General features: G+C 56.2%; 20 protein-coding genes. 7 read left to right on the forward strand and 13 right to left on the reverse strand.

Translation table 11 applies throughout. The features are described 5' to 3' along the window. Positions 1 to 9: 9 nt before the first annotated feature. Positions 10 to 813, reverse strand: a complete 804-nt coding sequence (locus tag A3GO_RS0108355; protein WP_245621691.1) for an outer membrane lipoprotein-sorting protein — start codon at positions 811 to 813, stop codon at positions 10 to 12. A gap of 388 nt (positions 814 to 1,201) precedes the next feature. Between A3GO_RS0108355 and A3GO_RS0108360 the strand changes: the two genes are divergently transcribed. Further along, a complete protein-coding gene (locus A3GO_RS0108360; protein WP_029133014.1) occupies positions 1,202 to 2,200 on the forward strand; it encodes a lipid A deacylase LpxR family protein in 999 nt (332 codons plus the stop codon). 50 nt (positions 2,201 to 2,250) lie between these two features. Here the strand turns inward: A3GO_RS0108360 and A3GO_RS0108365 are convergent, their stop codons facing one another. From A3GO_RS0108365 to A3GO_RS0108375, 3 genes are all read right to left on the reverse strand, one after another. Continuing rightward, on the reverse strand, positions 2,251 to 2,628 hold the full coding sequence (locus A3GO_RS0108365; protein ID WP_029133015.1) for a hypothetical protein: 378 nt from the start codon (positions 2,626 to 2,628) through the stop codon (positions 2,251 to 2,253). A gap of 118 nt (positions 2,629 to 2,746) precedes the next feature. Then, complete coding sequence (locus tag A3GO_RS0108370; RefSeq protein WP_084609929.1) at positions 2,747 to 3,409, reverse strand: SCO family protein; 663 nt, start codon at positions 3,407 to 3,409, stop codon at positions 2,747 to 2,749. Between the two features lie 10 nt (positions 3,410 to 3,419). Continuing rightward, complete coding sequence (locus A3GO_RS0108375; protein WP_029133017.1) at positions 3,420 to 4,442, reverse strand: COX15/CtaA family protein; 1,023 nt, start codon at positions 4,440 to 4,442, stop codon at positions 3,420 to 3,422. 74 nt (positions 4,443 to 4,516) lie between these two features. On the opposite strand from A3GO_RS0108375, the gene A3GO_RS23165 reads away from it, so the two are divergent. Next, the gene (locus tag A3GO_RS23165) at positions 4,517 to 5,914 is read left to right on the forward strand and encodes a cbb3-type cytochrome c oxidase subunit I (protein ID WP_245621692.1); all 1,398 of its coding nucleotides are present in this window, start codon (positions 4,517 to 4,519) and stop codon (positions 5,912 to 5,914) included. On the opposite strand, the gene cyoE is transcribed toward A3GO_RS23165, so the two are convergent. The 3 genes from cyoE to A3GO_RS0108395 are packed head-to-tail and all read right to left on the reverse strand — an operon-like array spanning position 5,878 to position 8,151. Beyond that, positions 5,878 to 6,801, reverse strand: a complete 924-nt coding sequence (cyoE, locus tag A3GO_RS0108385; protein ID WP_029133018.1) for a heme o synthase — start codon at positions 6,799 to 6,801, stop codon at positions 5,878 to 5,880. The genes A3GO_RS23165 and cyoE overlap by 37 nt on opposite strands. Next, the gene (locus A3GO_RS0108390) at positions 6,785 to 7,417 is read right to left on the reverse strand and encodes an SCO family protein (RefSeq protein ID WP_029133019.1); all 633 of its coding nucleotides are present in this window, start codon (positions 7,415 to 7,417) and stop codon (positions 6,785 to 6,787) included. The genes cyoE and A3GO_RS0108390 overlap by 17 nt, the downstream gene beginning before the upstream one ends. Further along, positions 7,417 to 8,151, reverse strand: coding sequence for an SURF1 family protein (locus A3GO_RS0108395; protein ID WP_029133020.1), 735 nt, complete (start codon positions 8,149 to 8,151; stop codon positions 7,417 to 7,419). The genes A3GO_RS0108390 and A3GO_RS0108395 overlap by 1 nt, the downstream gene beginning before the upstream one ends. A gap of 79 nt (positions 8,152 to 8,230) precedes the next feature. On the opposite strand from A3GO_RS0108395, the gene A3GO_RS0108400 reads away from it, so the two are divergent. Further along, positions 8,231 to 8,446, forward strand: coding sequence for a twin transmembrane helix small protein (locus tag A3GO_RS0108400; protein ID WP_245621693.1), 216 nt, complete (start codon positions 8,231 to 8,233; stop codon positions 8,444 to 8,446). A gap of 10 nt (positions 8,447 to 8,456) precedes the next feature. Here the strand turns inward: A3GO_RS0108400 and A3GO_RS0108405 are convergent, their stop codons facing one another. From A3GO_RS0108405 to coxB, 5 genes are read right to left on the reverse strand one after another with little or no spacing between them, the layout of a single operon-like run. Continuing rightward, positions 8,457 to 9,329, reverse strand: coding sequence for a cytochrome c oxidase subunit 3 (locus A3GO_RS0108405; RefSeq protein ID WP_029133022.1), 873 nt, complete (start codon positions 9,327 to 9,329; stop codon positions 8,457 to 8,459). Positions 9,330 to 9,359: 30 nt separating this feature from the next. Continuing rightward, a complete protein-coding gene (locus A3GO_RS23170) occupies positions 9,360 to 9,932 on the reverse strand; it encodes a cytochrome c oxidase assembly protein (protein WP_051301983.1) in 573 nt (190 codons plus the stop codon). Beyond that, a complete protein-coding gene (locus A3GO_RS26090; protein ID WP_157606764.1) occupies positions 9,929 to 10,069 on the reverse strand; it encodes a hypothetical protein in 141 nt (46 codons plus the stop codon). Before A3GO_RS26090 ends, A3GO_RS23170 begins: the two co-directional genes overlap by 4 nt. Beyond that, a complete protein-coding gene (gene ctaD / locus A3GO_RS0108420) occupies positions 10,066 to 11,676 on the reverse strand; it encodes a cytochrome c oxidase subunit I (RefSeq protein ID WP_029133023.1) in 1,611 nt (536 codons plus the stop codon). Before ctaD ends, A3GO_RS26090 begins: the two co-directional genes overlap by 4 nt. 14 nt (positions 11,677 to 11,690) lie before the next feature. Beyond that, positions 11,691 to 12,815: a cytochrome c oxidase subunit II gene (coxB, locus tag A3GO_RS0108425; RefSeq protein ID WP_029133024.1), complete on the reverse strand. Its 1,125-nt coding sequence runs from the start codon at positions 12,813 to 12,815 to the stop codon at positions 11,691 to 11,693. A gap of 567 nt (positions 12,816 to 13,382) precedes the next feature. On the opposite strand from coxB, the gene A3GO_RS0108430 reads away from it, so the two are divergent. From A3GO_RS0108430 to lysA, 3 genes are all read left to right on the forward strand, one after another. Beyond that, complete coding sequence (locus tag A3GO_RS0108430) at positions 13,383 to 14,189, forward strand: DUF2189 domain-containing protein (protein WP_029133025.1); 807 nt, start codon at positions 13,383 to 13,385, stop codon at positions 14,187 to 14,189. Between the two features lie 259 nt (positions 14,190 to 14,448). Further along, entirely contained in the window at positions 14,449 to 15,675 is a 1,227-nt protein-coding gene (locus A3GO_RS0108435) for an LL-diaminopimelate aminotransferase (RefSeq protein ID WP_029133026.1), read from the forward strand. 125 nt (positions 15,676 to 15,800) lie between these two features. After that, positions 15,801 to 17,054: a diaminopimelate decarboxylase gene (gene lysA, locus A3GO_RS0108440; RefSeq protein ID WP_029133027.1), complete on the forward strand. Its 1,254-nt coding sequence runs from the start codon at positions 15,801 to 15,803 to the stop codon at positions 17,052 to 17,054. Between the two features lie 341 nt (positions 17,055 to 17,395). On the opposite strand, the gene A3GO_RS0108445 is transcribed toward lysA, so the two are convergent. Beyond that, positions 17,396 to 18,196 (reverse strand): undecaprenyl-diphosphate phosphatase, encoded by an 801-nt coding sequence (locus A3GO_RS0108445; protein WP_029133028.1) that lies wholly within the window; start codon positions 18,194 to 18,196, stop codon positions 17,396 to 17,398. A 317-nt stretch (positions 18,197 to 18,513) separates the two neighbouring features. Between A3GO_RS0108445 and A3GO_RS0108450 the strand changes: the two genes are divergently transcribed. Continuing rightward, entirely contained in the window at positions 18,514 to 19,923 is a 1,410-nt protein-coding gene (locus tag A3GO_RS0108450) for a mannose-1-phosphate guanylyltransferase/mannose-6-phosphate isomerase (protein WP_029133029.1), read from the forward strand. Positions 19,924 to 19,934: the final 11 nt, after the last annotated feature.

The following is a 19,934-nucleotide window of genomic DNA, read 5'->3' on the forward strand; positions in this document are numbered from 1 at the left end:
GGTGGCCGTCTAGCGGCGTCGCTTGAGGGTCTGCAGGGAGAAGAAGGACGTTTCCAGCGGTACACCGAAGGTAATCTCCTGGTAGACGATCACCGTCGATTCTTCCGGCTTGTCTTCCGGTTGCAGACGCATACGCATGGGAATGGTGCGGCCATCGATCAATTGTGTCTGATCCATGCTCATGGTGCGAATCAACAGACCCTCTTCGTCATAGTAGAGCGCCTTGTAGGGGGCCAGGGAGGTCTGCTCGATCATCATCATCACCTTGCCCCAGACCACGGCGGCATCCGGTTTGGGTATGAAGGTCAACTCATAGATCTGTTGCCCGTCGCGTTCGCCCTCGAAACTGATGCTGGCATCGTAATCGTCTTCAAAGGTGCTCTCCTTGACCAGGTCATCGTTGGTGAAGTGGCTGCCCATCCAGGAGCCGGACATCATGCTGGAGGGGACCTTGGTGACCCGGTTGATCTTCGGCAGGTAGTTCCAGATGTTGTCCTCCACTTTCAGGGTGGCGATGCCGCGGTCCTTGACCGGTTCACGGATGATCACCAGCGAGTAATCCTTCCCCCGTGACCAGGCCTCCATGGTCATGGTGCGCTCGTAGCGCTCGGTCCTGACCGCCATGGACATGGTTGCCTGGGAGGTCTCGCCACGCCATAGCCGGTCAATGTGCCGGATCAGTTCATCCACCTCGATGGCCGTTGCCGGGGTGGCTGTAAAAATGAATAGCAGTAGTATGAAGGTCCGGAGCAGGCTCCGGTGCTTCACCGGGTGAATTCGGCCGACCCGATGGTAGTGCATGAGCTTAATCATTGTCGCATCACCTCTTTACAAAATGGACGGGGACGTTCATCGCCGGTGAATTGCGCCTATCCGCGTGGTAAACGGAAGTGTTGCCGCCCCTGATTATCTCCATGCCATCATACTGTCTGTTGATTCCTGAGCATAATAGATGACCGGAATTAATCCCGACTAATCAAAATCTGCAGATTTCCAGGCTACACTGCGGCTTTTGATATATTTTATGGCGGTCTACCGGTGACTGTCCGAGCCAAAGCAATAACAGCTTGAATGGATAAACCGACCAGCCTGGGCTACTGTTTCATAGGTATTGAAAGGAGAGGGGGAATCAGTGAGAAACGTGCCAAAGATGCCTGTTGGACTATCCGGGAGCGGGATTGTATTCCGACTGATTTATCTGATGACCCTGGTATTTATCGGTTTGGTGTCATCTGGCGCAGAAGCCGCCACGCCTCTTGAAAAACTGAAAGATGGCGGTTTCTGGAGTATCCAGTTCGAGAATGATCTCTGGGGCAGTGGTGATGACCGGTTTTACAGTCATGGCACCGAGATCTCCTATCTCTCCCTGAAGCGTCCTCCGGGCTGGTTGACCCGGCTGGGTCAGGGACTGCCTTTCTTCCACACTGGTGATGTCAGTGCCGTGCAGTATTCCGTCGGTCAGAAGATCTTCACCCCGCAGGATACCGAGCGCAGTACATTGATCACCGACGACCGGCCATACGCCGGCTGGCTGTACGGTAGTGCCAACCTGATGTCTCGCTATGTGGATGAACCCAATCTGCAGGTGGGTAACATACTGGGCATCACCGTGGGCATCGTCGGACCCAGTTCCCAGGCAGAAGATATTCAGCGGGGATTTCATGACCTGATCGGCGTTGATAAACCCAACGGTTGGGACAATCAGCTCCAGGATGAACTCGGGATTCTGCTGACCTACACCCGCCGCTGGCAATATTTCCACCCAGTGGGTGGCGGCCTGGAGTTTGAAACCTCACCCCATCTGGTGGGCACCCTGGGTAATGTCTATACCTATGCCGGTGGTGGCATGATGCTGCGTCTGGGCAAGGGACTGCGCAACGATATCGCGCCGCCGAATATTCGACCCGGTTTCCCCGGGGTTCCCTACATCCGGCCGTCTGACAAGGCCAACTGGTACTTTTTTGCCGGGGTCGAGGGGCGTGCCGTGGCCCGAAACATCTTCCTTGATGGCAACACATTCAGGGAAAGCCACAGTGTGAACAAAAAACCTTTGGTGGCCGATGTGCAGTTTGGTTTCGCCTATCATATCCAGAATATCCGCTTTGCCATCAGCAATGTCTGGCGCAGCCGGGAGTTCAAGGGACAGGACGATAACGTACAGTTCGGGGCCATCAATGTATCATTTTTTGTACCGTACTGAATGGGACTCTGTCCGGGCTACCCATTGCAGAGGTGACAGCTTAATCCTTGTCAGCTATTCAACCAGTTGCAAGCCTCCTGCTCATTGTCAAATACCCGGGCTTGAAAGCCTTTTTTGACTGCCATGGTTTCGCTGAACAGCACGGCCTTGTGACTCTTGGGGTCCAGGTTAACGTAGGCCATTTTCCACTCCTTCGGAATCCCCAGCTGCTCCAGGGCAGTTACCACCTGGAAGTTTGCAAAAGGTGGATAGGCTCCCGTGAGGTGGGAGACCAGCATGATCCGGGTGTATCCGGCCTCCCTGCATTTCATGGCCACTCTGTCCACAATAGCCCTGCCGTTTTTGACCGGATCACCTGTGGTTCTGTCTCCTCTCCCCTCTACTCGAAGATAGCCATCCCTTTCCTGAAAAGTGAGCGAATAAGGCACGATTCACTCCTCCTGAGTCTATTGCTTTCATGATTCTCTATAGTTGAGAATAGCTGAATAATAAACAACAGTCTGGTTGGGTGTTTATCAGGATTACTGGCGGACAGGAGGCGTGACATCACCGGGTGATGAGGCGAATCAGGTCCTGAGCCATGGCCTCAACTTCGTGTGGCGCACCAAACAAGGCCTGGAATTCACCTGCTGGATTGGTCAGGATAACGCTGGTGGAGTGGTCCATGAGATAGCCCATGCCGCTCTGTTCAGTATCCACGCGGGCGTACAGTACACCCAGTTGTCCGGTGAGTTTATCCAGCGCCTGCCTGTCTCCGGTAACACCGAGAAATGCGCTGTCGAAATAGGGCACATAGCTGGCGAGTACGGTTTGTGTGTCCCGTTCCGGATCGATGGTAATAAAGGCGGTTTTAATTTCTGCGTTGAGCGATTCCTGTCGCATCCGGTCAGCCAGTCGTGCCAACATGGCCAGCGTGGTTGGACAGATATCGGGACAATGGGTATAGCCAAACGAAAGGAGATGCCAGCTGCCCTTGATCGATTCCTGGGAAAACTCGCCACCGTTGTGGTCTGTCAGGCGGAAGGGGGTCAATGGGCGAGGATCAGGGATCAGCGTACCGCTGATCAGAGGGGTGGATTGAGTACTTTCCAATGGCTCGTTGGCCTGCCTGAGTATTAGGTTGAAACTGACGCCGAAAACAATCATGAATACGGCGACTGGAATCAACCAGCGTCGTCTGGGTTTGTGGTCTGTTGATTGTTGCATCATGGACTCTGCCTCATTCCATCCGGTAGGCGCGTTTCAATTGCCAGTTCAGTGTCAGTAGCGTCAGCAGCAGCAGCACGGCAATTCCATTATGCGCGGCCGCTACCGGTAGTGGTAGATGACTCACTGCATTGGTAATACCCAGCCCCAGTTGCAATATCAGCAATATACCCACGGCCCAGGCGAGTTGCCGGGTGATAACCGACCTGCCGGTGCGGCAGAGGTAAATGCTGAGGAACAACAGGTAAGCTGCCGTTATCAACGCACCAATACGGTGAGTCATGTGAATGGCGGTGCGTGCCTCCGCGCTGAGAATCCCGTATTCGTAGTTGATCCCGGTCCCATGCCAGAGGGTGAACGCCTGGCTGAAATCCATGTTCGGCCACCAGCTGCCGGAGTGGCAGGTGGGGAACTCGGTACAGCCGATGGTGGCATAGTTGGTGCTGGTCCAGCCACCCAGGAGGATCTGTAGCAGCAGGACAACCAGGCCGATCCTGGAAAACCACAGCAGCCGGCCGGCGCGGCTGACAACATAACGATTGAGTGTTGGGCTGTACAGGCGCAGGGTCAGAGTCCAGAGCAGGGCCGCGACGATAAAACCACCCAGCAGATGAGAGGTGACGATGGCCGGCTTAACCAGTAGAGTGACAGTCCACATGCCCAGCACGGCCTGCAGGGCAACGACCAGTACCAGGAGCCAGATCAGTAGATGGGGTTGCCCGGTCAGGTTTCGATTACGGATTGATAACACTGCCAGAAACAAAGTCGCCAATCCCAACACTCCGGCCAGATAGCGATGTACCATCTCTTTCCAGGCCTTCTCTACCTCAACCGGATGTGCAGGGTAGGCGCTGTTGGCAGAGGCGATTTGCACTTCACTGGTAGGGGCGATGAGATTGCCGTAACAGCCTGGCCAGTCAGGGCAGCCGAGCCCCGCGTCGGAGAGCCGGACATAGGCCCCCAGTACGATAACCAGCAGTGCCAGCAGGGTGACGGTCAGGGCAAACCGGGCATGTGTCAGTGAGATATTCTGCATCGCAATGCTTGTTGTCCGGGGTCTGATAAGGTTATTGATGAGTTGTTTATATAGATCAAAGAGGTGGGATACAAGTGCTTGAACCATTGAGTCCGACACAGCAGTATGAAGCGCGGCGCTGGCTGCAACTGGGGGTGTTGGCACTGGCCATTGCCGGGCTGTTCGCCATTCTGCTGGTGCTCTCCCGTTCTCCCGGTATGGAACGCTTTTTCCCCTGGATCGATTTTTTTCGCACCGCACTGGTGGTGCATGTGGATCAGTCGGTGTTGATCTGGTCCCTCGCCATGGCCGGTGTGATCTGGTCCCTGGCCGGTGTGCCGCAGGGACCAGTCGGGTTGAGGCGTCTCGCGTTGGGACTGACCCTGACAGGTACCCTGGGTATCGCGCTTTCTGCCTTCATTGGTGAGGGTATGCCGCTGATGAATAACTATGTCCCGGTTCTGCAGCGGCCGCTGTTCTTTATCAGCCTGGGTCTGGTGGGCATCGGTGTGGCTCTGCGCCTGGCACTGCTGCTGTTGCGGATTCGACCGGCCGACCTGTCTGCTGATCAGACCGGTCTGGTGAATGTTGTCGCCCTGACCGTCGCGGTGGCCTGTGCCATGGCGATAGGGGTGCTGCTCTACACCTGGTTGCATCTGCCTGCCGAGCTGGATGGTGTTGCCTACTACGAGTATCTGTTCTGGGGCGCGGGGCATGTGCTGCAGTTTGCCTATACCCAGATGCTGCTGCTGGCCTGGCTGCTGTTGCTGGCGGCTGGCGGCGTGCGTATCCCGTTGTCGCCGCGCCTGCTGAATGGTCTGCTGTTGCTGGGGCTGTTGCCGATACTCTGGACCTTTGTCATCTATCTGAATCACGCGCCGGTATCGGCCGGCATGCGCATCGCCCACACCCGCCTGATGCAGTATGGCGGCGGCATTCCCGCCATCCCGGTTGGTCTGCTGGTGCTGTATGCGCTGTTCAAAAACCGCCAGGCGGCGGCTCCGGCGCAAAGTCCGTTGCGTCTGGCGCTCTGGTTCTCGTTGCTGCTGTTTGCCTCCGGCGGTTTGCTGGCCATGCTGATTCGCGGCGTGAATACAGTGATACCGGCCCATTATCACGGCTCCATTGTGGGTGTGACTCTGGCCCTGATGGGGTTTGCCTACCTGCTGCTGCCGGCCCTGGGTTATGCCAGGGTGGAAGGCCGGCTGGCCACGGCTCAACCGATTGTCTATGGAGTGGGGCAGATGCTGCATATCGGTGGTCTGGCATTCTCCGGGTTTCTGGGTGTTCAGCGAAAAACCGCGGGTGCCGCGCAAGGGCTGGAGAGTATCCAGGCCAAGCTGGCCATGGGCGTTGTGGGTATCGGCGGATTGCTGGCAGTTATTGGTGGCATTCTGTTTGTCTGGATCATGTTGCGCGCCTTCTGGGAAGGTCCCGATGTGCAGACACTGGATGATCAGGCGCCCAGTCCCGGCAGCAGCAGGAGCAGATAATGATCTACCAGTAGCAGCACGAACAGCAGGCTCAGATAGACAATGGAGTAGCCGAACGTCTTCATGGCATGCTGATTGTCATCGCTGCGCCAGAGTACAAAGGCGTGATAAACGAATCCCACCCCCAGTGCAAAGGCGCCCGCCAGATAGAGATAGCCACTCATGTGGATCACGAACGGCATCAGTGAAACGGCCAGCAGCATCAGGCTGTAAAGCAGTATCTGTTGTTTGGTGAAGTCGACGCCGTGGGTCACCGGCAGCATCGGAATACTGGCGCGGGCATACTCCTGTCGGCGGTGGATGGCGAGCGGCCAGAAGTGGGGCGGTGTCCAGATAAATACAATCAGCAGTAGCAGAAACGCCTCCAGCGGCACGCTGTTGGTAATGGCGCACCAGCCAAGCAGGGGCGGCGCGGCACCGGCCAGGCCACCCCAGACGATATTTTGCGGGGTGGTCCGCTTCAGGTAGAGTGTGTAGATGAAGGCGTAGCCGATCAGGGCCAGAAAGGTAAGTCCCGCGGTCAGCAGATTTACCTGGGTGGCCAGCATCAGCATGGAAATTATCCCCAGCAGCAACGCGAAACCGACTGCGTGGCGCGTATCCATCCGGCCACTGGGGATGGGGCGTCGACTGGTTCGCTCCATCAGTGCATCGATACGCTGGTCGAGGATGTGATTGATCACCGCGCCGCAGGCGGCTGCCAGCGAAATTCCGGCCAGCCCGAACAGCAGCAGTTTCAGCGGCACCGCACCGGGGGTTGACAGGAGCATCCCCACCAGGGCGGTAAAGGCGATCAACAGAACCACCTTGGGCTTGGTCATCTCATAATAACGGCGCCAGGTGATGGTGCCCTGGTTCAGGATTGATAGTTCACCCGTCGTGGCCATTGTTTACTCCTGTTGTCCAGTTGCGAGACGCCTTGAGCAGCGTCTCGAGATCTTTAAGGATGTCTTTCTTCGGGCTGCTCGCGGTGTAACCCATCATCAGCATGCCATTGGGATCCGCCAGGTAAGTAGCCCTGCCCGGATCGATGCCGGAAACTGAAAAGAGTCTCTCGAACTCTGTTAGTTGATCCGGGTCCAGGTAAAGGATGTTCAGGTCTTCGGCGTGTGTGTCCGATGTGTCGGTAAAGAGTTCGGCCACGGGCGCTTCCTGAATCAGCAGCTGCTCAACCCGTATCCGCTCCGCGCCGACTGCTCGCCTTATCTGTCGCAGTGCCTGTAACTGTTGCCGGCAGTCGTCAGCACAGACACCGCGATTGCGGGAGATCAGAAGCCAGCGACCGGAGAGGGTACTCCAGTCAAAATTCCGGTTATTGCCATCCTTCAGGTGCAGTGACTGCAATGGTCTGGGGGGGGATACCAGAGTCCCATTGTTTTTATGTTTGTCCGGCAGCCATTGCGGATTCATGATGTAGAGCCAGCCGGCTGTAGGTGGCAGGCCAAACAACAGTATCAGCACCAGAAGTGGTATGTAGGACCGGCCGTTGGTGATGGATTGCATCAGCGGTTCTCCTTTGCTGTTACCAGAGAGGATAGTCGCGTCAGCGAAAGTCTCAACCAGAGTGCCAGCGATAGCAATCCGAAGGCAAACCACTGTATCGCGTAGCCAAGATGCATCCCCTCGCCAGGTCTGGCGCTGGCCCAGGCGCGCACAAAGCCGTGCGGGGAGTCAGGTGACTGCAGGATAACAAAGGGAAAGATATCGAGTCCGGACCATGCCCGGTAGTTTTCCAGGGTCAGGAAGGGCCAGAGGATGGAGTTATGCAGATCAAACTCAAGCTCAATCGCCGGGGGTGAAGGGATGTTGGTTTCGCCGCTCAGGGTGATGGGTCCGGTAGGTGTCTCGATGGCGGGCGGGTGGTTGTTCACGGCGGCTACCCAGCCCCGGTTCACCAGCAGATGCCGGTTGCTGCCCTGGAGGCGCAGCGGTGTGATGACATGATAACCCGGCTTGCCGAGATGCTTGCGATTGGTGATCAACAACTGCCCGGCCGGGACAAATTGGCCGCTGACCGAGAGCGTGCGAAACTCAATCTCTTCTGCCGTTAGCGGTTGTTCCGACACGATCAGGGGTGGGAGCTTGCGCCGTGTTTCCATGGTGTTGGCAGTGGTGCGTTTCTGCTGGGCGCGATCCAGTTGCCAGAAACCGAGCGAGAGAAACAGCGGTAGCAGGATCAACAGCAGAAACAGTGTTGGAATCGGACGCGGTTGAAACTGCAATGTCGAGATCTGCATGGCGGTCTATAGTATGTGCATGGGCATGCGCTGTTGTTTCTCGCCTCCGGTTAATTCCCATGGGAGAAGGGAGGACGTCGTGGATATTTTTATCAAACTGCCGGTCATTCTGGTTCTCATTTTTATATTGGTCTCACTCTTTCAGGGTATGTACTACCTTGCCAAGGATGATGGAAAAAACGACAAGACCCGGGTGGTCAAGGCGCTGACCGTTCGTATTGTGCTCTCTTTCGTGCTCTTTTCACTGTTGATCCTGGGTTATCTGACCGGTCTGTTACAGCCGCACGGAATCTGATACCGGGCGATTAAAACCAGTAAACGAAAATAAACAGACCGAGCCAGACCACGTCCACAAAATGCCAGTACCAGGCTACGGCCTCGAAGGCGAAGTGATTATGGGTGCTGAAATGGCCCTTCATACTTCTGCCCAGGATCGCCATAAGCATGATGGCGCCCATGGTGACATGAAAACCGTGGAAGCCGGTCAACATGTAGAAGGTTGAGCCGTAGACTCCCGACTGCAGGGTCAGATTCAGCTCGCCGTAGGCATGAATATATTCGTATGCCTGAAAACCCACAAACAGCAGGCCCAGTCCGATGGTGGCCATCAGTCCCCGTACCAGGGTTTTCTGATTATCCTGTTTTAGACCCCAGTGCGCCCAGGTAATGGTAGCGCCACTGGAGAGCAGCAGAAGGGTGTTGATTGCTGGTATCCCCCAGGCGCCCATTGCTTTGAAATCACCACCCAGTGCGCCCGGACCATGACTGGGCCAGGCCGGGTCGAACTGGCTGTAGAGGATCTCGCGGGTAGCACCAAGATAGCCGTCGCCGCCCAACCAGGGGAGCGCAATGTTGCGGATATAGAACAGGGCGCCAAAGAAGGCGAGGAAAAAGAACACCTCCGAGGCAATGAACCAGAACATACCCATGCGGAATGAACGATCCACCTGCTGGTTGTAGCGGTCGGCGAGGTTCTCGGATATCACGTCGCGGAACCAACCAAACAACAAGTAGGCGAAAAGCAGCAGTCCACCCATGACGATAAACTTTCCGACCACGACACCGTTCATCGCCAGGACGGCACCAATCAGCGTGGTCAGCAGCGAGACCATGCCGACGATTGGCCAGGGGCTGGGCTCAGGGATGAAGTAAGCGGTGCGTTGCTCTGACGATGACATAGGTCTCAATCCTGATGTTGGTGTATGAGGCTAACCCTTCTCTCGTTTGTTTGGTTCAGGCGGTGCGTTTTCCAGTTTCATCAGGCTGTAGGAGAGCGTTAATGAGCGGATCTCCTGCGGAAGCTCGGGAGAGATCATGAAACGCAACGGCATATCAACAGACTGTCGACCTGCCAGGGTCTGCTGATTGAAGCAGAAGCACTCCAGCTTGTTCAGAAAGGCGGTTGCCTGCCAGGGTGCCACGCTGGGTATAGCCTGCCCGGTGACCGTTTCGCTACTGCGATTGCGGGCGGCAAAATCAACCTGATACAACTTGCCAGGATGGACCTGCAGATTGCGCTCGACCGGACTGAAATCCCAAGGCAGATTGGGATGAACCGAGGTGTCGAACTTGATGGTGATCAGTCGTGAATCTTCCTGTTCGGAAGCCGGGTTGGCGATCTCTCCCGCACTGCGTAGGCTGACGGACTGGATGCCGGTTATCTGGCAAAGCACGTCATAGAGTGGCACCAGGGCAAAGCCGAATCCGAACATGCCCAGCACCAGCAGTGACAGCAGCCAGATGGTGCGGCGCTTGTTTCGGACCCGTACTTCAGAGTTCATCTTACCGCCTCTCCCAACACCTTGAAGATGTTCTGCCAGAAGGGGAATGAGGTGATCAGAACCAGCAGGGCGAAGCCGCCCAGAATCCATGCCAAGCGTCTGTTTTTGTGTCTCAGTTGATCGTTACGTGGGTTCATGAAGTCTGCTCCTGCCGGATCAGCGGTGGCGTTTCCCAGGTATGGAAGGGTGGTGGGGAGGCGACTTCCCACTCCAGGCCCTTGGCGCCCTCCCAGACCCGGTTGGTGGCCGGTTCGCCGCCGCGTATGGTTTTGATAATGATGTAAAGCAGCAGCAGATGGCTGAAGCCGAAAATCATCGCCCCGACACTGGAGATGGCATTGAACTCGGTGAACATGACGTTGTAGTCGATGATCCGGCGTGGCATGCCGGCCAGGCCGAGAAAATGTTGCGGGAAGAAGGTGAGATTGAAGCCGGTCACGTTGATCCAGAAAAATATCTTGCCCAACCGTTCGTCATACATGTGACCGGTCCATTTCGGCAGCCAGTAGAACACGCCGGCAAACAGGCCGAACACCGCACCCGGCATCAGTACATAGTGGAAGTGGGCCACCACGAACATGCTGTCGTGGTATTGCATGTCTGCCGGCACCACCGCCAGCATCACCCCGCTGAGTCCGCCGAACGTGAACATCAGGATAATGGCTACCGCAAACAGCATGGGTGTCTCAAAAGTCATGGCGCCACGCCACATGGTGGCGATGAAATTGAAAATCATCAGGCCGACCGGTATGGAGATGATGATGGTGCCGATCATGAAATAACTGACTGCGCCCAGTGACATGCCAATGGTGTACTGGTGATGCGCCCAGACCACCATGCCGATGGTGCCGACGGCGATCATGGCACCGACCATGGATTTGTAGCCGAACAGCGGTTTGCGCGCGAAGGTGGGTATGATGTGGGAGAGCACTCCGATGGAGGGCAGCAGCAGTACATAGACTTCGGGATGACCGAAGAACCAGAACAGGTGCTGGAACAGCACCGGGTCACCACCACCGGCGGCATCAAAAAAACTGGTGCCGAAATGGCGATCGAACAGCAACATGGTGACGCCACCGGCGAGTACCGGCACCACCAGGATCAGCAGGAACGCGGTCACCAGCCAGGTCCAGCAAAAGATCGGCATCTGCATCAGGGTCATGCCGGGAGCGCGCATGTTCAGCAGGGTGACAATAATATTGATGGAGGCCAGTACCGATGAGATGCCCAGCAGGTGAATGGCGAAGATCAGGAAGTCCATGGACATACCCACCTGCACCGAGAGGGGCGGATAGAGGGTCCAGCCGGTATTGATCTGGCTGCCGCCACCGGGGAAGAAGGGGACGACGAACGAGAGTATCAGCATGGTGCCGGCCGCGGGCAGAATCCAGAAGCTGAGATTGTTCATGCGCGGCAACGCCATGTCCGGTGCGCCGATCATCAGCGGAATCATCCAGTTGGCCAGGCCGGCAGCCGCCGGCATCACGGCACCAAAGATCATCAGCAGGGCGTGGTTGGTCACCAGATTGTTATACAGGTCGGGGTCCAGCAACTGGATGCCCGGTTGAAACAGTTCGGCTCGGATCAGCATGGCACTGGCGCCGCCCATGAACAGCATGGTCAGGGCGAACAACAGGTAGAGGGTGCCGATATCCTTATGATTGGTGCTGAACAGCCAGCGTCGCCATCCGGTCGGGTTGTCGTGATGGTGCGCTTCATCATGCAGGGCGTTGGTATAGCTCATGTTCCTCAACTCCTTCAGCGGGCCAGGGCGACGTCTGTCGGCTGTACCGTATCCCCGGCCTTGTTGTCCCAGGTGTTACGTTCGTAAGTGACAATGGCGGCGATTTCAAGATCATTAAGCGACCCCCAGGCCTGCATGGCGGTACCCGGTTTGCCATTGATTACCATGTTGAGATGGCCTTCGACCGGACCGTTGACGATGGGTGAACCGTTCAGGGGCGGAAAGGCGGGTGGCAGACCCAGACCGGTCACCTGGTGGCAGGCGGCGCATTTGGTCTCATAGAGCGCCTTGCCTTTGGTCATCAGTTCGTTCTTGCTCCAGGTTTTTGTCGAGGCCGCCTCGGCCGCCGTCGCCACCTTGATTGCCTGTTGCTCGTTCACCCATTCCTGGAATTTTTCCGGTGAAACCGATTCCACCACCAGGGGCATGCGTGAGTGCCAGGTGCCGCACAGCTCGGCACACTGGCCGCGAAACACCCCTTCACGGTTTATTTCAGACCAGGTTTCGGTGACATAGCCGGGAATGGCGTCCTTTTTGAAAGCCAGTTCCGGTACCCAGAAGGCGTGCAGTACATCGGCCGAGGTATGCAGAAAGCGGATCTTGGTGTCGGTCGGAAGGACCAGCCGGTTATCCACCTCCCTGAGATAGAGGTCGCCGGCCTTCTCCTCGGGTATGTAACGGCTCTCCACCTTGATGCCGTGATCGAGATAGTCGAACTCCCACCACCACTGGTGCCCGGTCACCTTGACGTCCATGAGCTTTTCATCCTTCGGCACATCCCAGACTTTTTTCAGTACCGTGTCGGCATTACTGGCGATGGTCAGGTCGACTCCCAGCACCAGGGCCGGCACGATGACCCAGGACCAGTTGCCGAACCAGGTGTTGTGAAAGTTCTGGTCGGCCTGATAGCCACGGCTTTTTCTATGGAAGTAGAGTGAGTAGATGATGAAGGAGAAAACAACAAGCAGCAGGAAGGTCGCAATCCGCATGGTCAGCATGTGGATGTCGTAGATCTCCTGTGCGACATCCGCGGCCGGGGGAGGGAAGTTAATGCCGTACTCTGCCTGGGTCGATTGGAATCCCGCCAACCCGGCGGTTAGCAGAAGGAGTCTGCTAACAGTGGTGAATCTCCTGCACATAACTACTCTTCCCCTCTTTATCACGTGTGAATGACTGCGGGTCAGATATTAAGCTGCATATCCTGTTATTAATTTATGCGTTATGAATCCGTGTAATTGTTGGTTTGAAATAGCCAAGGTTTTCTGAATCAGGAAGCAACCCCGGGTTCAGGTTCAGTTCTGAAATAGTTGCAGACGCATCTAACCAGGTGGAATCACGGGTTATTGTTGATGCCTGGGTTTATTATTGATACGCCCTCAGTATCCGGTCTGTATCAGTTGCTGGCAACCCCATGAGATTCAGGGGAACCCGCCGGTTTTTCAACCACAGAGCGTAAATACTTAAAGTCAGTATGGCCCATTCTTCCCGAAACGCAATGTCTACCCTGGAACGGATGGCATGGAAATATCGCTGGGGAATCGTTTTGGATTGGGATGTTGGCACGGTTGGGTCCGGGTGCCGCAGGACTGATTCGCTGTATCTACGATTACCATTCAGTTTCTGGGCTTGAAGATTGATGTTGGGCTGATTATAAGTGGGTCATGGCGCATTAACCGATGCGGTTTCAGAATCAGCAGGATGTTGAAATGACGCTCAATCAGAATACGGCCCTCGATGTGGATCTGCCGGTCAGTCTACCGCAAGTTAATGTTATAACTCTCGATCATCCATGGCAGTGGATCGCGGCAGGATGGCGTGATCTCAAGGCGGCACCATGGATCAGTCTTTCATACGGCGCGGTTTTCTTGTCGTCGAGTTATCTGCTGGTGACGCTGTTAATCTCAATCGGCATGATCTTTTTTATTCCTGTATTGGCAGCCGGGTTTTTTTTGATATCGCCACTGCTTGCCTTCGGATTGTACGATGTCAGTCGCTCACTCGCCCTGGGCGACCAGCCGACATTCCTGGGTAGCCTGATGTCCTGGCGGAGAGCGCCTTTCAGTCTTCTGGCCATGGGGCTGATCCTGATGCTGGCGTTCCTGGTCTGGATGATGCTGGCCAACATGGTGTTCGCCATTTTCTTTTTTGGGATAACTCCCGATTTTGCATCCGCGCTTGATGTGCTGTTTTTCTCCGGAGACAGCCCCGCCTTCATGGCTGCGGGTATACTCTCAGGCAGTATTATTGCCTTCGCTGTTTTCTGCATCAGCGTGATTTCGGTGCCCATGATCATGGACAGGAATGCGGATGTGATGAGTGCAGTGATCACCAGTATCCGCTGTGTTTCAACCAATCCCAGACCGTTGCTGCTGTGGGCGGCGCTGATTGTCATGTTTGTGGGACTCGGGCTGGTCACCCTGTTTATCGGCCTGGTTATCTTTATGCCACTGATCGGTCATGCCAGTTGGCACGCCTATCATGATTTGGTGCAACCGCAGGTTGGGTCTGACTGAGCGTCAGTCCGCAGCCATACGTTCTCCTGGCGTGTCCCGTTTCTGATCCATCGTCAGTACAATGGCGTCTCCCCCCCACCCGGAGGCGCGTCTGATATGGCCTGGATGAAGCGGATATCCTATACTACGCGGTTTGCAACTGGCGGATGCTGATTGAGCCGGACAGTAGGGGCTGGAAAGCCTCTATGGTACGGACCAGTATTCCGCTGGTGAATTGTATTCCCCCCAGGCGTTAAGCGCGGTGACCCAAGGTGTCCAGATGATCAAGATTAATGAAAACTACCAGAAGCTACAGGCTTCATATCTCTTTTCGAATATTGCCAAGCGCGTCAACGCATTTCAGCAATCCAATCAGGACAAGAAGCTGATTAAACTGGGTATTGGTGATGTGACCCGGGCGCTGCCTGACGCCTGTGTCAAGGCGTTCCACCTGGCCGTTGATGAGATGGCCAATGATGCCACGTTCCATGGCTACGGTCCGGAGCAGGGTTATGACTTCTTGCGTGAAGCGATTGCCAAAAATGATTTCCAGGCACGCGGTGCACAGGTTGATGCGGATGAGGTGTTCGTCAGTGACGGGGCCAAATGCGACAGCGGCAATTTCCAGGAGATTTTCTCCACCGATATCACAGTAGCCATCCCGGACCCGGTCTACCCGGTGTACGTGGATACCAATGTCATGGCCGGGCGCAGTGGTAGCTGGGATGCTGAACTGGGTCGTTACGAAAATCTGGTCTATTTGGATGGTAACCGGGACAATGGATTCATTCCTGATCTGCCGGATCGACCGGTAGACCTGATCTATCTCTGTTTCCCCAATAATCCGGCCGGTTCGACCGCAACCAGGGAGCAGTTGAAACAGTGGGTGGATTATGCCAAGGCCAATAAGTCGCTGATCCTGTTTGATGCCGCCTACGAGGCGTTTGTGCAGGATGCGGATCTGCCTCGTTCGATTTACGAGGTGGAGGGTGCCCGGGAAGTGGCAGTTGAGTTCCGCAGTTTCTCCAAGACCGCCGGCTTTACCGGGACCCGCTGCGCCTATACGGTCGTCCCAAAGGAGTGTATGGCCTATACCGAAGCGGGTCAGGCGGTTTCGGTGCATTCGCTGTGGAATCGTCGCCATACCACCAAGTTCAACAGTGTCTCCTACCCGGTGCAGCGTGCCGCCGAGGCGGTCTATTCTGCGGAGGGCCAGGCGCAGATCAAGGAGCTGATCGCCTACTATCTGAACAATGCGAAATATATCCGTGAAAAGATGGAGGCGTTGGGCTATGAGTGCATTGGTGGCGTCAACTCCCCCTATATCTGGATTGACAGCAAATGTGACTCCTGGGAGTTTTTCGATCGCCTGCTGAATGAGGCGGCGGTGGTCTGCACCCCCGGCGCGGGTTTCGGCAAGTGCGGGGAAGGCTATATACGTATCAGTGCATTCAACAGCTATGAGAATGTCACCGAGGCGATGGAGCGGATCAGCAAAATCCTCTGATTTACCGGACCATATTTAACTTAACCCAGTATATATAGCCCCGTACCATTTCACGATGGGCGGGGTTATTCACCCGACCTGGTGTCGGCGTGTTATTGACAGCAGCGAGTGATCGGAAACAGACCATGCCCATTTCCAGTGATTTTGAACAGCGCCTCTACCCCCACATCGAAGAAATCGCACGGCACTTCGGCACCCCGTTCCATCTCTATGACGAACAGGGCATCCGCGAGACGGGTGAGACGCTGAATCGGCTGTTTGCCGGTATTGAGGGATTCAGGGAGTACTATGCGGTCAAGGCGCTGCCCAATCCCCGCATTCTGGAAATCATGCGCTCCCTCGGCTTCGGTTTTGACTGCAGTTCGACCGCGGAACTGCAACTGAGCCGTGCTGCCGGCGCCCGGGGTGAGGATATTATGTTCACCTCCAATAACACCAGCCAGACCGACTTCAAGGCGGCGGCAGCGGAAGGCGGCTGCGTGTTGAATCTGGACGATATCAGTCTGGTGGACAAGGTGCCGGAGATGCCGGAACTGATCTGCTTCCGTTATAACCCGGGTGAGCGGCGTACCGGCAACAGCATTATCGGCACCCCGGTGGAGGCCAAGTACGGGGTGTCCCACGATCAACTGCTGGATGCCTACCGCAAGGCCCAGGCGCGCGGCGCAAAGCGTTTTGGCCTGCACACCATGCTGGCCTCCAATGAGCTCAACTACAGCTATATGGTGGAGACCGCCCGGATGCTGCTGGAGAGCGTGGAGTGGATTTCCGGTGAACTGGGCATTCAGTTTGAATTTGTCAATATCGGTGGTGGTCTGGGTATTCCCTACCGCCCCGAGGATCAGCCCCTGGATATCGCCGCGATGGCACGCGAGATCACCGCGCTGTTTGACGGTTTCAAGCAACGGCATGGCTATGCGCCGCGCATGTATGTGGAGAGTGGCCGCTATATCACCGGTCCCCATGGAGTGCTGGTGACACAGGCGATCAACCGCAAGGAGATCTACCGCACATATATCGGGGTCGACGCCTGCATGTCGGCGTTGATGCGTCCCGGCATGTACGGGGCCTACCACCATATTACCGTGCCCGGCAGATCGGGCGGGGATGAGGTGGTGGATGTGGCCGGTTCCCTGTGTGAAAACAATGACAAGTTCGCCATCCAGCGCAGCCTGCCGAAGATCAGTGACGGTGACCTCATCTGCATCCACGACACGGGCGCCCACGGCCACGCCATGGGCTTTAACTACAACGGCAAGGCGCGACCGAAGGAGCTGCTGCTGTGCTGTGACGGCACGGTCGAACTGATCAGGCGGGAGGAGACCCTGGAGGATCTGTTTGCCACCCTGCGGTTTGAACCGGACAGTTTTAGGCCGTAACAGGTTCATAATCGTATCGGGGTTGGCGTCGGTAGGTTGGGGTGAGGAACGAACCCCAACGTCGAACTTTAGCCGCGAGTGAACGCGAATAAACGAAAATAGTGTGCGACTATTCAGCTATTCCGGTAAACAGGGGATGCAGGGCGTGCTGAGTGCAGCGATGCGCATCCACCGCATCCGGGCTTTGTCGGGTTACGCCTTCGGCTAACGCGACCTACAGCTACTTGTGACGCCCAGGCGAGGGGCGTGCCCATCAGTCATCTTAATCCCGATCCCAATATGATCCGCGTGTATTTGTAGGGGCCAAAGGCCGCATTCAATCTACAGCCAATCGCTAATGTTCAAAGCGCAATCCAGATCAACAGGCCACCCAGCAGCAGCCGGTAAATGACGAACGGCAGCATACCGATCCGCCCGATCAGCTGCAGAAACAGGTGAATGCAGAGGTAGGCGGAGACAAAGGAGAGCAGGGCGCCGAAAAGCATCGCCGACCAGTCGACCGCTGTCCGGGCAGTAATCAGTTCCAGTGTCACCAAGCTGCCGGACATCAGGATGGTCGGTATCGAGAGCAGAAAGGAGAAGCGTGATGCGGCCTCTCTGGTCAGTCCCAACATCATGCCGGCGGTCATGGTGATGCCCGATCGGGATGTGCCGGGTATCAGAGCCAGCACCTGAAACAGCCCGATAGTCAGGGCGTCACGCCAGTCGGTTGAATATTCATCCCGCAACTGGGTGCCTTTCCTGTCATACCAGAACAGCAGCAGGCCGAACAGGATGGTGGTTGCGGCGATCACCCAGATCGATCGCAGATCGTGTTCAACCAGGGAGATAAACAGCTCGCCGGCAATCATGATGGGCAGGGTTGCCAGGATCAGCAGCCATACCATTTGCGAGTTTTGCGTCTGGGGTGCCCCCCGGATCAGTGAGCGAAAAAAATCACCAGCCATATCCAGCAGTTCATGCCTGAAGAAGGTGGTAACCGCCAGCAGTGATCCCAGGTGAACCGCCACATCAAAGGCCAGCCCCTGATCCTGATAGCCGAAAAGCATTGGCGTAAGGATAAGATGGGCGGAACTGGAAATCGGCAAGAACTCGGTCAGTCCCTGAACTATGGCGAGTAGGAAAATCTGCAGGCTATCCATGTCAATCGGCGGTTATTGGCGGGTGAATTATAAAGGAGTAGTGGAGAGCAGGCTGCCAGAGCTATATTGATGCTTCGTTATGACACTCCGCTGGCTGTCTTGTCCATCTACCGCATCTGTTCCGGATCTCACGCCAATACGTCCTGGGTCGATTCTGCTGGCGTGCCATCATACCGTTTTGCCCGGTTGTTTTCATGTGACATTTCACTGTTTGTCCGCATGGAGGTACCGCTTGCGCGTCGTGGCCTCATCACCTGGTCGTCAACGCGGCGCAAAATGCTATAGACTTATGGAAACAGTGATCCAGGGGAGTTGAAATGATACCGGTGATTCTTTCGGGTGGTTCAGGCACGCGGCTGTGGCCTCTGTCGCGCAGTCAATATCCCAAGCAATTCCTGCCGTTGGTAACGGACAATACCATGCTCCAGGAGACCCTTATCCGCCTGGATGGTCTGCAGGGGATCGCCGCACCCATCGTGGTATGTAATGAGGATCATCGCTTTATGGTGGCTGAGCAGTTGCGCGAGATGGGTGTCACGGCCCAGGCCATCTTGCTGGAACCGGTAGGGCGCAATACCGCGCCTGCGGTGGCACTGGCCGCCCTGGCGGCGGAATCACCGGATGAACTGTTGCTGGTGCTCGCCGCGGATCATGTCATCGTGGACATGCCGGCTTTCCATGCGGCGATCGCCAGGGCGGCTGAGGCGGCGACGGCAGACAGGCTGGTAACCTTTGGTGTGGTGCCGACCGGACCCGAGACCGGTTATGGATATATCCGGCGGGGAGAAGCGGGCGCTTGGGATGATATCTATACCGTTGACTCCTTTGTCGAAAAGCCGGATCTGGCAACGGCTCGAGGCTATGTCAGTTCTTCCGACTATTACTGGAACAGCGGCATGTTCGTGTTCAAGGCCTCACAATATCTGCAAGCACTGGAACGGCATCACCCGGAGATGCTTGCCGCCTGCAAGCATGCCTATGCGAGCAGCAGGCGGTCGCCTGATTTTGTCCGACTGGACAAGGATGCCTTTACCGCCTGTCCGGCGGATTCCATAGATTACGCCGTGATGGAGAAGACCGACCGGGCAGTCGTGGTGCCTCTGGATGCCGGGTGGAATGATGTGGGGTCGTGGTCGGCGCTATGGGAAGTGACGACCAAGGATGGTCAGGGCAATTCACTGAAGGGGGACGTGCTGAGTGTCGATACCCACAACTCCTATATCCAGTCCGAGAACAAACTGGTGGCCGTGGTTGGCCTGGACGACATGGTGGTGGTGGAGACGGATGATGCGGTGATGGTATCGCCCAAGTCCCGGGTGCAGGAAGTGAAGCAGATTGTCGATCTGTTGCGGGTTGCCGGGCGTAGTGAGAGCGAACTGCATCGCAAGGTGTATCGCCCCTGGGGCTACTACGACTCCATCGATCTGGGGGAACGGCACCAGGCGAAACGGATCGTGGTCAATCCGGGCGCCAAGCTGTCTTTGCAGATGCACCACCACCGGGCCGAGCACTGGATCGTGGTCAAGGGCACCGCCAGTGTCACCCGGGGTGAAGAGGTGCTGCTGCTGACCGAAAATCAGTCCACCTATATCCCGATCGGCACCACCCACAGCCTGGAGAATCGGGGGGTCATACCGCTGGAGATGGTGGAGGTCCAGACCGGCAGTTACCTGGGTGAGGATGATATCGTCCGCTTTGAAGACCTGTATGGCAGGACAGAATCCTAAACTGAATTATA

It is taken from the genome of Sedimenticola selenatireducens DSM 17993, assembly GCF_000428045.1.
Classification (GTDB): Bacteria; Pseudomonadota; Gammaproteobacteria; order Chromatiales; family Chromatiaceae; genus Sedimenticola; species Sedimenticola selenatireducens.

What these genes read in the sequence shown, in the direction of transcription:
- A3GO_RS26090 (WP_157606764.1), bottom strand. Translation starts at nt 10,069, where the DNA reads ATGAACCCACGTAACGATCAACTGAGACACAAAAACAGACGCTTGGCA.
- lysA (WP_029133027.1), top strand. Translation starts at nt 15,801, where the DNA reads ATGCCCATTTCCAGTGATTTTGAACAGCGCCTCTACCCCCACATCGAA.
- A3GO_RS0108450 (WP_029133029.1), top strand. Translation starts at nt 18,514, where the DNA reads ATGATACCGGTGATTCTTTCGGGTGGTTCAGGCACGCGGCTGTGGCCT.
- A3GO_RS0108430 (WP_029133025.1), top strand. Translation starts at nt 13,383, where the DNA reads ATGACGCTCAATCAGAATACGGCCCTCGATGTGGATCTGCCGGTCAGT.
- A3GO_RS0108355 (WP_245621691.1), bottom strand. Translation starts at nt 813, where the DNA reads ATGATTAAGCTCATGCACTACCATCGGGTCGGCCGAATTCACCCGGTG.
- A3GO_RS0108370 (WP_084609929.1), bottom strand. Translation starts at nt 3,409, where the DNA reads ATGATGCAACAATCAACAGACCACAAACCCAGACGACGCTGGTTGATT.
- A3GO_RS0108405 (WP_029133022.1), bottom strand. Translation starts at nt 9,329, where the DNA reads ATGTCATCGTCAGAGCAACGCACCGCTTACTTCATCCCTGAGCCCAGC.
- A3GO_RS0108360 (WP_029133014.1), top strand. Translation starts at nt 1,202, where the DNA reads ATGACCCTGGTATTTATCGGTTTGGTGTCATCTGGCGCAGAAGCCGCC.
- cyoE (WP_029133018.1), bottom strand. Translation starts at nt 6,801, where the DNA reads ATGGCCACGACGGGTGAACTATCAATCCTGAACCAGGGCACCATCACC.
- A3GO_RS0108395 (WP_029133020.1), bottom strand. Translation starts at nt 8,151, where the DNA reads ATGCAGATCTCGACATTGCAGTTTCAACCGCGTCCGATTCCAACACTG.
- A3GO_RS23170 (WP_051301983.1), bottom strand. Translation starts at nt 9,932, where the DNA reads ATGAACTCTGAAGTACGGGTCCGAAACAAGCGCCGCACCATCTGGCTG.
- coxB (WP_029133024.1), bottom strand. Translation starts at nt 12,815, where the DNA reads ATGTGCAGGAGATTCACCACTGTTAGCAGACTCCTTCTGCTAACCGCC.
- A3GO_RS0108435 (WP_029133026.1), top strand. Translation starts at nt 14,449, where the DNA reads ATGATCAAGATTAATGAAAACTACCAGAAGCTACAGGCTTCATATCTC.
- A3GO_RS0108390 (WP_029133019.1), bottom strand. Translation starts at nt 7,417, where the DNA reads ATGCAATCCATCACCAACGGCCGGTCCTACATACCACTTCTGGTGCTG.
- A3GO_RS0108375 (WP_029133017.1), bottom strand. Translation starts at nt 4,442, where the DNA reads ATGCAGAATATCTCACTGACACATGCCCGGTTTGCCCTGACCGTCACC.
- A3GO_RS0108445 (WP_029133028.1), bottom strand. Translation starts at nt 18,196, where the DNA reads ATGGATAGCCTGCAGATTTTCCTACTCGCCATAGTTCAGGGACTGACC.
- ctaD (WP_029133023.1), bottom strand. Translation starts at nt 11,676, where the DNA reads ATGAGCTATACCAACGCCCTGCATGATGAAGCGCACCATCACGACAAC.